Origin of the sequence: Streptomyces sp. NPDC005820, assembly GCF_040630255.1 — a bacterium.
Taxonomy (GTDB): Bacteria; Actinomycetota; Actinomycetes; order Streptomycetales; family Streptomycetaceae; genus Streptomyces.
On record NZ_JBEXXE010000040.1, the window covers coordinates 72,821 to 85,907 of the forward strand.

Annotated in this window: 11 protein-coding genes; 5 read left to right on the forward strand and 6 right to left on the reverse strand. The window is 72.9% G+C overall.

Features of this window, described 5'->3' with window-relative positions:
- Nucleotides 1-100 precede the first annotated feature (100 nt).
- A complete protein-coding gene (locus ABZ464_RS38150; RefSeq protein ID WP_359285431.1) occupies nucleotides 101-583 on the forward strand; it encodes a macro domain-containing protein in 483 nt (160 codons plus the stop codon).
- A gap of 7 nt (nucleotides 584-590) precedes the next feature.
- Here the strand turns inward: ABZ464_RS38150 and ABZ464_RS38155 are convergent, their stop codons facing one another.
- The gene (locus ABZ464_RS38155; RefSeq protein WP_359285434.1) at nucleotides 591-770 is read right to left on the reverse strand and encodes a hypothetical protein; all 180 of its coding nucleotides are present in this window, start codon (nucleotides 768-770) and stop codon (nucleotides 591-593) included.
- A gap of 66 nt (nucleotides 771-836) precedes the next feature.
- Complete coding sequence (locus ABZ464_RS38160) at nucleotides 837-2,324, reverse strand: M1 family metallopeptidase (protein ID WP_359285436.1); 1,488 nt, start codon at nucleotides 2,322-2,324, stop codon at nucleotides 837-839.
- 218 nt (nucleotides 2,325-2,542) lie between these two features.
- On the opposite strand from ABZ464_RS38160, the gene ABZ464_RS38165 reads away from it, so the two are divergent.
- The gene (locus ABZ464_RS38165) at nucleotides 2,543-4,486 is read left to right on the forward strand and encodes a Xaa-Pro dipeptidyl-peptidase (protein ID WP_359285439.1); all 1,944 of its coding nucleotides are present in this window, start codon (nucleotides 2,543-2,545) and stop codon (nucleotides 4,484-4,486) included.
- Nucleotides 4,487-4,578: 92 nt separating this feature from the next.
- Here ABZ464_RS38165 and ABZ464_RS38170 read toward each other — a convergent pair whose 3' ends face one another.
- Nucleotides 4,579-5,538, reverse strand: coding sequence for an FAD-dependent oxidoreductase (locus tag ABZ464_RS38170; RefSeq protein WP_359285440.1), 960 nt, complete (start codon nucleotides 5,536-5,538; stop codon nucleotides 4,579-4,581).
- 94 nt (nucleotides 5,539-5,632) lie between these two features.
- Here ABZ464_RS38170 and ABZ464_RS38175 point away from each other — a divergent pair, with 94 nt between their 5' ends.
- A complete protein-coding gene (locus ABZ464_RS38175) occupies nucleotides 5,633-7,273 on the forward strand; it encodes an ABC-F family ATP-binding cassette domain-containing protein (RefSeq protein ID WP_359285442.1) in 1,641 nt (546 codons plus the stop codon).
- Nucleotides 7,274-7,387: 114 nt separating this feature from the next.
- Here ABZ464_RS38175 and ABZ464_RS38180 read toward each other — a convergent pair whose 3' ends face one another.
- Nucleotides 7,388-7,951, reverse strand: a complete 564-nt coding sequence (locus ABZ464_RS38180) for a putative glycolipid-binding domain-containing protein (protein WP_359285445.1) — start codon at nucleotides 7,949-7,951, stop codon at nucleotides 7,388-7,390.
- Nucleotides 7,952-8,015: 64 nt separating this feature from the next.
- A complete protein-coding gene (locus ABZ464_RS38185) occupies nucleotides 8,016-10,430 on the reverse strand; it encodes a Tex family protein (protein WP_359285447.1) in 2,415 nt (804 codons plus the stop codon).
- Nucleotides 10,431-10,584: 154 nt separating this feature from the next.
- Between ABZ464_RS38185 and ABZ464_RS38190 the strand changes: the two genes are divergently transcribed.
- Nucleotides 10,585-11,571, forward strand: coding sequence for a GlxA family transcriptional regulator (locus tag ABZ464_RS38190; protein WP_359285448.1), 987 nt, complete (start codon nucleotides 10,585-10,587; stop codon nucleotides 11,569-11,571).
- 43 nt (nucleotides 11,572-11,614) lie between these two features.
- Nucleotides 11,615-12,250, forward strand: coding sequence for a DJ-1/PfpI family protein (locus tag ABZ464_RS38195; RefSeq protein WP_359285505.1), 636 nt, complete (start codon nucleotides 11,615-11,617; stop codon nucleotides 12,248-12,250).
- On the opposite strand, the gene ABZ464_RS38200 is transcribed toward ABZ464_RS38195, so the two are convergent.
- Nucleotides 12,237-12,989 carry an enoyl-CoA hydratase/isomerase family protein gene (locus tag ABZ464_RS38200; RefSeq protein ID WP_359285451.1) on the reverse strand — a complete coding sequence of 251 codons (753 nt, stop codon included), beginning with the start codon at nucleotides 12,987-12,989 and terminating at the stop codon, nucleotides 12,237-12,239. The two genes, ABZ464_RS38195 and ABZ464_RS38200, sit on opposite strands and share 14 nt — an antisense overlap.
- Between the last annotated feature and the right edge of the window lie 98 nt (nucleotides 12,990-13,087).

Below are 13,087 nucleotides of genomic sequence, written 5' to 3' on the forward strand. Positions count from 1 at the left end.
AGTATCGCCGTCGCGAGGGCGGCCGTGTGAGAAGTAACGCGCCGGCCTCACGAAGTAGCAGGCCAGGGCCACTGTCAGTGGCATCGCCTACGGTGGCGTCATGGCGGAGATCACATATGTCCGGGGTGACGCCACCGTGCCGTCGGTGAAGGGCACCAAGGTGATCGCCCATGTCTGCAACGACATCGGGGGATGGGGGAAGGGCTTCGTCCTGGCCCTCTCCCGCCGCTGGCCGGAGCCGGAGGCGTCGTACCGTGCCTGGCACCGCGAGCGCGCCTCCAACGACTTCGGGCTGGGCGCGCTCCAGCTCGTGCGGGTCAAGCCCGACGTGTGGGTCGCGAACATGATCGGCCAGCGCGGCGTGCGCACGGGCAGCAAGGGCGTGCCCGTGCGCTACGAGGCCATCGACACCGCGCTGGCCCGCCTGGCCGACCGCGTCCTCGACCTCGACGCCTCCGTCCACATGCCCCGGATAGGCTGCGGCCTCGCCGGCGGCAAGTGGTCGCGCGTGGAGCCGCTCGTCGCCGAGCGGCTCGTGCGCCGCGGGATAGCCGTCACCGTGTACGACCACGGGGACGGCTGAGCAGGCGTCAGTTCTGCTTGCGCCGGGCCGCCGTGAGTCCGATCACGCCGACGAGCGCGACGAGCGAGCCGAGCAGGGTCAGCACGGGAACCTGCCCGATCAGACCGATACCCAGTCCCACGGCCCCGACGAGCGTCAGGACTCTCCACACACCGAGACCCTCGTTGCTGTTCCCCGCACCGGCCATGGCCCGCCCCGTTTCTTCGCGCGCTGCACGATCCCTGCCCGGCTTGATACCCACACCGGCCCGGACTCAGTGCTCGTGCACCCCGTTCGTCGCCTCGATCTTCTTCCAGGACCGCGGCTGCACCGCCGCGGCCGGTGCCGCGACCCCGGCCCGCGCCGCCGGCGCGGCGGGCTTCGTCGGCTGGTACAGCCAGGTGTCGAACAGGGCGCCGAGATCCTTGCCGGAGACCTGTTCGGCGTAGGCCCGGAAGTCGGCGACGTCGGCGTTGCCGTAGGCGCGGCTCTGCGGCCAGCCCTTGAGCACGGCGAAGAACGCCTCGTCGCCGATCGCGCTGCGCAGCGCCTGCACCGCGAGCGCCCCCCGGTCGTACACGGCGATGTCGAACTGCTTGTCCGCGCCCGGGTCACCCGGCTTCACGGTCCAGAACGCGTCGTCGGCCGGGTGCGAGGCGTACACGTAGTCGGCGAGCTCCTGCGCCGTGCCCTCGCCCTCGTGCTCGGACCACAGCCACTGTGCGTACCGGGCGAAGCCCTCGTTGAGCCAGATGTCCTTCCAGCCCTTGACGGAGACCGAGTCGCCGTACCACTGATGGGCCAACTCGTGCACGACGACGGAGGTGTTGGAGCCGTTCGCGAACTGCCGCGGGCTGTAGTACACCCGGCCCTGCGTCTCCAGCGCGAACCCGGTCGTGGTGTTCGGCACGTAGCCGCCGGCCGAGGAGAACGGATACGGCCCGAACACACCGCTCAGCCAGTCGACGATCTCCCCGGTGCGCTCCACGCTCGCCCGCGCCGCCCCGTCCTGGTCGCCGAGGTCCTCGCTGTAGGCGTTGACGACCGGGACACCGCCCTCGGAGGTGCCGGTGGTGATGTCGAACCTGCCGAGCGCGAGGGTGGCCAGATAGGTCGCCTGCGGCTTGTTCTGCCGCCAGGTGTAGCGGGTCCAGCCCAGGCGGGAGGTCGTCGACTGGAGGGTGCCGTTGGAGATCGCCCGGGTGCCGTCCGGCACCGCCACCGACACGTCGTAGGTCGCCTTGTCCGACGGGTGGTCGTTGCTCGGGAACCACCACCAGGCGGACTCGGGCTCGTCCGCCGCGACCGCGCCGTCCGGGGTGCGGTGCCAGGTGGAGAAGCCGTACGCGCTCTTCGTCGACGGCACCCCGGAGTACCGGACGACGACGGTCAGCGGCGTCCCCTTCGCCGGCGAGGTCTTCGGGGTGACGACCAGTTCGTGTTCACCGGAACGGGCGAAGGCGGCGGTCGCGCCGTTGACCCGTACCTCGCTCACGTCCAGCAGGAAGTCCAGGTCGAAGCTCGACAGGTCCTCGGTGGTCCGCGCGAGGATCGTGGCGGTCCCCGACAGCTCGTCCGTCGCCGGACGGTACGTCAGCCGCAGGTCGTAGTGGGAGACGTCGTACCCTCCGTTGCCGTACGCCGGATAGTAGGGGTCGCCGATGCCCGGCGCACCGGGGGAGACGCCCGCGGCGGACGCCGGGATCGCCAGCAGGACGGACGCGGCGGCGAGTGCGCCGGGCACGAGGAATCTGCGGTGCACGAGAGCTCCAAGTCGTGGGGGTACCAGGGCTGTTCGAAGCCTATTGACTCCCTGTGCCCGGCCCGCGTCCACCGCCGCCCCTGTCACACGATCGCCATTCGGCCGTCATGGGCGCACCACCCGCATGGACGTGTTCCGGCCACCGCGCCCCCGGCGCTCACAGGCGGCTCACAAACGCCCTCTTCTGCACGGGTGTTGACCGATGTACCGTCCCGCGCATGCCGACACGCACGCGCTTCACGATCTGGAGAACGCTCGCGACCGCCGCCCTCACCCTTCTGGTGGCAGGCTTCCTCACCCCGGTGACCGCCCACGGCGCCCCGCGCGAGAGCAGGCCCGTCTACTCCTACGCGCAGGCGATCCGCGAGGCCGTCTGGGTGGACACCGGCCTCGACGGCGACGGCGACGGGAGACACGACCGCGTCGCCGTCGACATCGTCCGCCCCCGCGAACCGGCCGCCCAGGGCCGCAAGGTGCCCGTCATCATGGACGCCAGCCCCTACTACTCCTGCTGCGGCCGCGGCAACGAGAGCCAGCGCAAGACGTACGACACCGCGGGCGACGTCGTCCAGATGCCGCTGTTCTACGACAACTACTTCGTCCCGCGCGGCTACGCCTTCGTCGGCGTCGACCTGGCCGGCACCAACCGCTCCGACGGCTGCGTGGACGTCGGCGGCCGCTCCGACATCCTCTCCGCCAAGGCCGTGGTCGACTGGCTGAACGGCCGCGCCAAGGCCTACACCACCCGCACCGGCACCACCACGGCGCGGGCGGGCTGGACCAACGGCAGAACCGGGATGATCGGCAAGAGCTGGGACGGCACCATCGCCAACGGCGTCGCCGCCACCGGGGTCGAGGGCCTGAAGACCGTCGTCCCGATCTCGGCGATCTCCTCCTGGTACGACTACTACTTCTCCCAGGGCGCCCCCCTCTACGACTCCGGCCCCGACTGGCTCTCCGACTACGTCGACAGCCCCGACGCCCGCGCCCGGTGCGCCGCCGTCCAGCGCGCACTCGTCGACGGGGCTCCGCGCACGGGCGACCGGACGTCCCTGTGGACCGAGCGGGACTACGTCAAGGACGCCCGCAAGGTCCGGGCGAGCGTGTTCCTCGTCCACGGTCTGCAGGACCTCAATGTCCGCACCCGGCACGTAGGCCAGTGGTGGGACGCCCTCGCGAAGAACGGCGTCGAGCGCAAGATCTGGCTCTCCCAGACCGGCCATGTCGACCCCTTCGACTTCCGGCGCGCCGCCTGGGTCGACACCCTGCACCGCTGGTTCGACCACGAACTCCTCGGCTACGACAACGGCATCGACCGCGAGCCCATGGCCGACGTCGAACGTCACCCCGACCAGTGGGTCACCTCGGCGGTCTGGCCGCCACGCGGCACCCGGCCCGTGACCCTGCGCCCGGCCGCCGGCACCCTGCCGGGCGTCGGCACCCTCGGTCTGCGCCGGGGCACCGGCACCGAGACCTTCACCGACGACCCGCGGCTGAGCGAGACCGACTGGGCCGCGCAGACCGACACGTCCACCCCCGCCAAGGCGGGCTTCGTCACCGGGCCGCTCACCCGCGGTCTGCGCCTGTCCGGCTCCTCACAGGTCACCGTCACCGCCACCCCGACCACGGCGACGGCCCACCTCAGCGCCGTCCTCGTGGACCTCGGCCCCGACACCATCCGTGACTACGCGGCGGGCGGCGAGGGCATCACCACCCTCACCGACCGCACCTGCTGGGGCGAGAGCACGGCCGGTGACAGCGCCTGCTTCAAGGAGACCAGGGCGAAGACCGCCGACGTCGACTTCACGGTCCTCAGCCGTGGCTGGGCCGACCTCGGCACCTACGCCGACCCCGGCAAGGGCGTCCCGCTCACCCCGGGCCGGCGGTACACGATCACCCTCGACCTGGCCGCCACCGACCATGTCGTCCCGGCCGGACACCGGCTGGCGCTGATCGTCGCGGGCACGGACAAGGACCTCATCGACCCGCCTGCGGATACGCCCACGCTGAGTGTGGATCTGGCTCGCACGTCGGCCAGGGTGCCGTTCGTCGGGGGTAGCGCTGCGTTTGCGGCGGCCACGTCCGGGGCTGCGGGGGGTGGGCTCGACTCCGGTCCGTTGGACGGTGTGCGTGGGTTGCGGGGGGCGTATCGGATTCCGTAGAGGCTGTGGTGTGTCGTCGGCCGGCTGCGGGTGCGTCGTGGCTGGTCGCGCCCACGCGGCGGAGCCGCACAGCGATACAGCCCCGCGCCCCTTCAGGGGGTTGCAGCCAAGGTCGCCGCCTCCTCGGCGCAGCCCCAGGCCACCGTGACGCCGGCGCCGCCGTGGCCGTAGTGGTGCACCAGGACCCGGCCGTCCGGCAGGGTCTCCCGCTCCAGTCGCACCGCGGGCCGCACCGGGCGCAGGCCCACTCGGTGGTCCAGGATCCGGGCATCGGCGACCTCCGGGCGCAGGGCCGCGCACCGCCGTACGATCGCCTCGGCCTGGGCCGGGTCCGGCTCCGGGGACCAGTCGTCGTCCTGGGCCGTGCCGCCCAGGAGGAGGCGGCCGGGCTGGGGGAAGAGATAGGCCAATTCGCCGCCCGACGTCCCGGCGACGAGCCAGGTGTCGATGCCGGGGTTCTCGACCACGACCAGCTGCCCGCGCTGGGGCCGCACCGACCGGTCGCCCGTCAGTTCCCGCGCGCCGAGGCCCGTGCAGTTGACGACCACCGGTGCCTCGGCCCCGGCCAGATCGGTCACCGTGCGTTCCTCGACCGAGCCACCCGCCCGGCGCAGCCGCTCCCGCAGCCAGGGCAGATGCACCGCCATGTCGATCAGCGGCAGCCGTGCCCACATCGCGTCCCCGCCCGGGTACTCCCGCTCGGTGGCCCGGCGCAACCCGGCCGGCCGGCCCGGCGGCGCCCAGCCCCGGACCTCGGCGGGATCGACCCCGCCCATCGCGCCCTCGACCAGCCGTACGCCGGTCTCCTCGGCCCGGCCGGCCAGCTGCTCGTACACCTGAAGCGAGCGCAGCGACCACCGGCGCGCCGCCGCGAGCGGTTCGATGTGGTACGGCCACCAGAGCGCACCGGCGACCGCCGAGGTGGTCCGCTCCACCGGGTCCCGCGTCCAGAGCCGCACCCGCCGCCCGCGCTCGGCCAGGACGAGGGCCGTCGTCAGCCCGACGACCCCGCCGCCGATCACCACCACATCGTCCCGCCCGGCACTGTCCACGGGCGGACGGTAGCCGAGGAGACGGGGGTACGGCGAGGGCGGCCGGGAAACCCGCGCGCCCGGCCGGCCGCGCGCCCACTAGGATCTACGACCTGTGACCGCCACCCTCGTCGTCAAGAACCTCGCCGCCGGACACGGCGACCGCTCCCTCTTCTCCGGGCTGGACCTCGTCGTCGCGCCCGGTGACGTGATCGGGCTGGTCGGTGCCAACGGCGCGGGCAAGTCCACCCTGCTCAGGCTGCTCGCCGGGCTCACCACGCCCGAACAGGGCGAACTCAGGCTCTCCCCGCCCACCGCGACCGTAGGCCATCTGCCCCAGGAGCCGGAGCGCCGCCCCGGTGAGACCGTCCGGGAGTTCCTCGCCCGTCGTACCGGTGTCGCCGAGGCCCAGCGGGCCATGGACGAGGCGACCCAGGCCCTGGTGGACGGCGCACCGGGCGCGGACGACGCGTACGCGACGAGCCTGGAGCGCTGGCTCGGGCTCGGCGGGGCCGACCTCGACGAGCGGGCGGAGGAGGTCGCCGACTCCCTCGGCCTCGGCGTCGGCCTGGACCAGCCGATGACCGCTCTGTCCGGCGGCCAGGCAGCCCGCGCGGGCCTCGCCTCCCTCCTGCTGTCCCGCTACGACGTCTTCCTCCTCGACGAGCCCACCAACGACCTCGACCTCGACGGCCTGGAGCGCCTCGAACGCTTTGTGACCGGGCTGCGCGCGGGCACCGTCGTCGTCAGCCACGACCGCGAGTTCCTCACCCGCACCGTCACGAAGGTCCTCGAACTCGACCTCGCCCAGCAGCAGATCAACCTCTACGGCGGCGGCTACGACGCCTACCTGGAGGAGCGGGACGTGTCCCGTCGGCACGCGCGCGAGGACTACGAGGAGTACGCCGACAAGCGCTCCGCCCTCCAGGACCGCGCCCAGATGCAGCGTTCCTGGATGGACAAGGGCGTGAAGAACGCCCGCCGCAAGGCGAACAACGACAACGACAAGATCGGCCGCAAGTTCCGCAGCGACGCCAGTGAGAAGCAGGCCGCGAAGGCCCGGCAGACGCAGCGGATGATCGAGCGCCTGGAGGTCGTCGAGGAGCCCCGCAAGGAGTGGGAGCTGCGCATGGAGATCGCGGCCGCCCCGCGCTCCGGGGCGGTGGTCGCCACCCTGCGGGACGCGGAGGTACGGCGGGGCGGCTTCACCTTCGGCCCGGTGACCCTGCAGATCGACTGGGCCGACCGGGTCGCCGTCACCGGCGCGAACGGCGCGGGCAAGTCGACGCTGCTCGCCGCGCTCCTCGGCCGGATCCCCCTCGACGGCGGGCACGCGGCGCTCGGCTCGGGTGTCCTGGTCGGCGAGGTCGATCAGGCGCGCAAGCTGTTCCACGGCTCGGAGTCCCTGCTGGACGCCTTCTGCGCGGCAGTCCCCGACACCGAACCGGTCGAAGTGCGCACTCTCCTGGCCAAGTTCGGTCTGAAGTCGGACCACGTCCTGCGCCCGGCGGCCACCCTGTCACCCGGCGAACGCACCCGCGCCGCCCTCGCCCTCCTCCAGGGCCGCGGCGTCAACCTCCTCGTCCTCGACGAGCCCACGAACCACCTCGACCTCCCGGCCATCGAACAACTGGAGACGGCCCTCGACACCTACGAGGGCACGCTCCTCCTCGTCACCCACGACCGCCGCATGCTGGACGCGGTCCAGGTGACCCGCCGCCTGGAAATGGCGGATGGCAAGCTGACGGAACGCTAGACACCGGGCCTGAAGCGGGTGCCTGGGCGCTGCGGGCGGGGCAGCCACGGGTACGTCGTGGCCGGTCGCGCAGTTCCCCGCGCCCCTCAGGGGCGCTGCCCTCCGGCCTCGTTTTCAGGTGAGACGCGTGGCCAGGTCCGGGTAGTCCTGTACGAAGCCGTCCCGGTCGAAGGTGATCTCGGTGCGGAAGCTGCCGGACGTGAACCGTACCCGGGTGCCCCGTACGTCCGGTCCGAGGTGGGTGTAGGTCTGCCAGGAGGGTCGTACGGTGAGGGCCGGTACCGACACCCAGGCCGTCAGCAGGCGTCGCTCGCCCGGTGTCCGGTGCAGGCCGTGCCGGAGTACCGGCGGGGTGTTGGTGAGGGGGCACAGGCCCAGATCGCAGTCGACGGCGTCCCGGAAGCCGGGCAGCGGCTCCCCGTCGGCCGTCCAGCCGCCCCGGCCGTCGTGCCGCAGGTCCAGCGACCTGGTCCGCTCGGCGGTCTCCACGGTCACCCGCAGCCGCCGCGTCACGAAACCGTCGGCGGTGTCGAGGTCGTACGACACCCAGTACGGCTCCGGCAGTGTCCCGACCGCGCGTCCCCGGGCCCGGAGCAGGCCCTCTCCGGTCTCGGTCCACGCGGTCTCGTAGCCGCCGCTCGCCGTGACGGTCCAGGTGAGGACACGCGAAGTGGTCATACCGTCACTGTACGAGGGGCGAGGGCCCCGGCGCCCTGTCGGGAACCGGGGCCCCGCGGTCAGGTCAGCCGCGGCCCTTCTTCGGGTCGAGCAGGCCCGCCCGGCGCAGTGCGTCGGCCATCGCGCTGTTCGCCGGCGGCGGGGCCTGGCGCGCGGCGCCACCCCCGCGCTGGCCGCCGTTCCCGCCGCGCCGGTCGCCCTGCTGCTGCCGCTGCTGCGGCGGACGTCCGCCGCCCCGCTGTGGCCGGCCCCCGCCGGAGGAACGGTCCTGGCCCTGCGGGGCCGCGTCGTCGTCCAGCCGGAGCGTCAGCGAGATCCGCTTGCGCGGGATGTCGACGTCGAGGACCTTCACCTTGACGATGTCACCCGGCTTGACCACGTCCCGCGGGTCCTTGACGAACGTCTTCGACAGCGCGGAGACATGCGCCAGCCCGTCCTGGTGGACACCGACGTCGATGAACGCCCCGAAGGCCGCCACGTTCGTCACGACGCCCTCCAGGACCATCCCGGGCGCCAGGTCGGAGATCTTCTCCACGCCCTCCTTGAAGCTGGCCGTCTTGAAAGCGGGCCGAGGGTCGCGCCCCGGCTTCTCCAACTCCTTCAGGATGTCGGTCACGGTCGGCAGACCGAAGGTGTCGTCCACGAAGTCCGCCGGGCGCAGTGAGCGCAGCGCACCCGTGTTGCCGATGAGGGAGGCCACCTCCTGGCCGGAGGTCTTCACCATCCGCCGGACGACCGGGTACGCCTCGGGGTGCACGCTGGAGGCGTCCAGTGGGTCGGAGCCGCCCCGGATCCGCAGGAAGCCCGCACACTGCTCGTAGGCCTTGGGGCCGAGCCGCGACACCTTCTTCAGTTCCGTACGGGACGAGAACGGCCCGTTGGCGTCCCGGTGCGCCACGATGTTCTCGGCGAGTCCCGAGGTGATGCCGGAGACCCGGGCGAGCAGCGGCGCCGAAGCCGTGTTGACGTCCACACCGACGCCGTTCACACAGTCCTCCACCACCGCGTCCAGCGAACGCGACAGCTTCACCTCGGACAGGTCGTGCTGGTACTGGCCGACGCCGATCGACTTCGGGTCGATCTTCACCAGCTCGGCGAGCGGGTCCTGCAGCCGGCGCGCGATGGACACCGCGCCGCGCAGCGAGACGTCCATGTCGGGCAGCTCCTGCGAGGCGAACGCGGAGGCCGAGTACACCGAGGCGCCCGCCTCGGACACCATCACCTTGGTGAGCTTCAGCTCCGGGTGCCGGGTGATCAGCTCACCGGCGAGCTTGTCGGTCTCGCGGGACGCCGTGCCGTTGCCGATCGCGACCAGGTCGACCGCGTGCTCCTTCGCCAGCCGCGCCAGCTTGGCGAGCGCCTCGTCCCACTTGTTCGCCGGGACGTGCGGGTAGATGACGTCCGTCGCGACGACCTTCCCGGTCGCGTCGACCACCGCCACCTTCACACCCGTACGGAAACCGGGGTCGAGGCCCAGCGTCGCGCGCGTGCCGGCGGGCGCCGCGAGCAGCAGGTCCCGCAGGTTCGCGGCGAACACGTTCACCGCCTCGTCCTCGGCGGCCGTGCGCAGCCGCAGCCGCAGGTCGATGCCGAGGTGGACGAGGATGCGGGTCCGCCAGGCCCAGCGCACCGTGTCCGTCAGCCACTTGTCGCCCGGCCGGCCCCGCTCGGCGATGCCGAACCTCGACGCGACGATCCCCTCGTACGACGAGGGACCGGGCTGCTCGGAGGGCTCCTCCGGCTCCAGGACGAGATCGAGGACCTCCTCCTTCTCGCCCCGCAGCATCGCGAGGATCCGGTGCGAGGGCAGCTCGGTGAACGGCTCCGCGAACTCGAAGTAGTCGGCGAACTTCGCGCCCGCCTCCTCCTTGCCGTCGCGCACCTTGGCGGCCAGCCGCCCGCGCCCCCACATCCGCTCGCGCAACTCGCCGATCAGGTCGGCGTCCTCCGAGAACCGCTCGGTCAGGATCGCCCGCGCGCCGTCCAGCGCGGCCTGCGGATCGGCGACGCCCTTGTCGGCGTCGACGAACGCGGCCGCCGCCGCGAGCGGCTCCACGCCCGGGTCGCCGAGCAGGCCCTCGGCCAGCGGCTCGAGACCCGCCTCGCGCGCGATCTGCGCCTTGGTGCGCCGCTTGGGCTTGTACGGGAGGTAGATGTCCTCCAGCCGCGCCTTCGTCTCGGCGCCCCGGATCTGCGCCTCCAGCGCGTCGGTGAGCTTGCCCTGCTCGCGCACCGACTCCAGGATCGCCGTCCGCCGCTCCTCCAGCTCCCGCAGATAGCGCAGCCGCTCCTCGAGCGTGCGCAGCTGCGCGTCGTCGAGCATCTCGGTCGCTTCCTTGCGGTAACGGGCGATGAAGGGCACCGTCGAGCCGCCGTCGAGCAGCTCCACGGCGGCCTTGACCTGCCGCTCCCGTACGCCGAGCTCCTCGGCGATCCTGCCTTCGATGGACCCTGCTTCGAGGGATCCCGGTGTCGTCACGAGCCCGTACCGCCTTCTCCACTGAGGTTGCGCCGCAATTGTGGCAGGTGGCACCGACAACCCGCCGCTGCCCCGACGACATCGCCCCGCATGGCAGAAAAGGTGGGGTATTCGTCATTGCCGCCCTCCGCGCTCCCCGCGAAGAATCGTGCCCATGGCGCAGCGACCCGTCCGCACCGTCCGCACTGCCCGCACCGTCCTGTTCATCCTGTTCGACGACGTCCAGAGTCTCGACGTCACCGGCCCCCTGGAGGTCTTCACAGGCGCAGAGCGCCACACCCCGGGGTCCTACCGGGTCCGCACGGCCTCCCTGGACGGTTCCCCGGTGCGCACCTCCAGCGGGCTGACACTCGTCCCGGACGAGGCCCTCACGCGCGCGCGTGCCCCGCACACCCTCGTCGTCCCGGGCGGCCGGGGCACCCGCCGGGACGACCCGGAGCTCACCGACTGGCTGCGCACGCACGCCCCGCGCGCGGAGCGTCTGGTGTCCGTGTGCACCGGCGCGATCCCGCTCGCCGCGGCCGGGCTGCTCGACGGCCGCCGGGTGACGACCCACTGGGCCTACGGCGACACCCTCGCCCGCCACCATCCCGCCGTCCGGGTCGATCCCGATCCGATCTACGTCCGCGACGGCCACGTCTACACGTCGGCGGGCGTCACCTCCGGCATCGACCTGGCGCTCGCCCTGGTCGAGGAGGACCTCGGCCGGGACGCGGCGCTGGCCGTCGCCCGCCATCTGGTCGTCTTCCTGCGCAGGCCGGGCAACCAGGCCCAGTTCAGCGCCCAGCTCGCCGCCCAGACCGCCCGGCGCGAGCCGCTGCGGGAGGTCCAGCACTGGATCACCGAGCACCCCGACGCCGATCTGAGCGTCGAGACGCTCGCCGCCCGCGCCCGGCTCTCCCCGCGTCATTTCGCCCGTGCCTTCCGCGCCGACACCGGCACCACCCCCGGCCGCTACGTCGACCGGGTCCGCCTCGAACACGCCCGCCGGCTGCTGGAGGACACCGCCGACGGCGTCGAGGAGATCTCCCGCGCCAGCGGCTACGGCACCCCGGAGGCGATGCGGCGCGCCTTCCTCAGGGCGCTCGGCACGGCCCCCGCGGAGTACCGCCGCCGCTTCCGCCCGGCATCCGCCCACTGAACCACCGGGAAGGAACCCGATGCAGAACACGCTGCAGAACCCGATGCAGATCGCGATCCTCGTCTACGACCGTTTCACCGCCCTGGACGCCGTGGGCCCCTACGAGATCCTCGCCCGGACCCCCGGCGCGGAGACCGTGTTCGTGTCGCCCCGCCCCGGGCCCGTCCGCACCGACCGGGGCAGCCTCGCGGTCGTCGCCGACCGGGCACCGGCCGACGTACCGCACCCGGATGTGCTGGTGGTCGCGGGCGGGCCCGGGCAGAGCGACCTGATGGAGCACGAGCCGCTGCTGGAGTGGCTGCGCGCCGCGGACGCCACCAGCACCTGGACGACCTCCGTGTGCACCGGCTCCCTGCTGCTGGCCGCCGCCGGACTCCTGCGGGGCCGCCGCGCCACCTCGCACTGGCTGGCCCTGGAGCGGCTGGCGGCGTTCGGCGCCGAACCCACCGGTGAACGCGTCGTCTTCGACGGCAAGTACGTGACCGCGGCCGGCGTCTCCTCCGGCATCGACATGGGGCTCGCCCTGCTCGGCCGGATCGCGGGCGACGACCACGCCCGGACCGTACAGCTGGCCACGGAGTACGATCCGCAGCCGCCCTACGACGCCGGCGCCCCGCACAAGGCCCCCGCGCACCTCGTCGACGCGCTGCGGGCGCGCAGCCGGTTCATCCTGACGTGACGGTCCAGGTGAAGCGGGGTTCCCGGCGCTCCAGGAACGCGGCGACCCCTTCCGCGGTGTCGCCGCCGAGCCGGGCCTGGGCGGCCCAGTGGGCGTCCCGGTCCGTCCGGCCGTTCGCGAACTCCTTCGCGGCCGCCTGGGTGAGCCGGGAGCGCGAGACGAGGACGCGGGTGAACTCCGCGACCCGTTCGTCCAGTGCGTCGGGGGGCAGCACCTCGTCGACCAGACCGGTGCGCAGCGCCCGCTCGGTGTCGATCAACTCACCCGAGAACAGCAGGTACTTGGCGGCGGCCGGGCCGACCAGCGCCACCAGCCGACGGGTGGCGGAGGACGGGTAGACGATGCCGAGCTTCGCCGGGGTCACGCCGAACAGCGCCCCCTCCTCGGCGAACCGCAGATCGCAGGCCGCCGCGAGCTGCGCGCCCCCGCCCACGCAGTGCCCCTTCACGGCGGCCAGCGTCGGCTTGGGGAACGCGGCGAGGGCGTCCTCCGCCTGTACGGCCAGCGTCTGAGCCTCGTCCGGCGAGCCCTGGAGCGTGGAGATGTCGGCGCCCGCGCAGAAGGTGCCGCCCGCGCCCGTCAGCACCAGCGCCCGCACCTCGGGATCGGCGGCCAGCGCCTCCAGCAGCGGCGGCAGCGCGGCCCACATCGCGGCGGTCATGGCGTTGCGCTTCGCCGGGTGGTGCAGGACGACGGTGGCGACGCCGTCGGTGACGCCGTGCAGCAGTTCGGGCTCCATGGCCCGGATGCTAGCCTCCGCGCTCCCGGCCCGGTCACAGCGGCCTCCGGGGACGAAGCGGGCAACCGCCGTCGAGACCGGCCTAGGGGGCCGCCGAA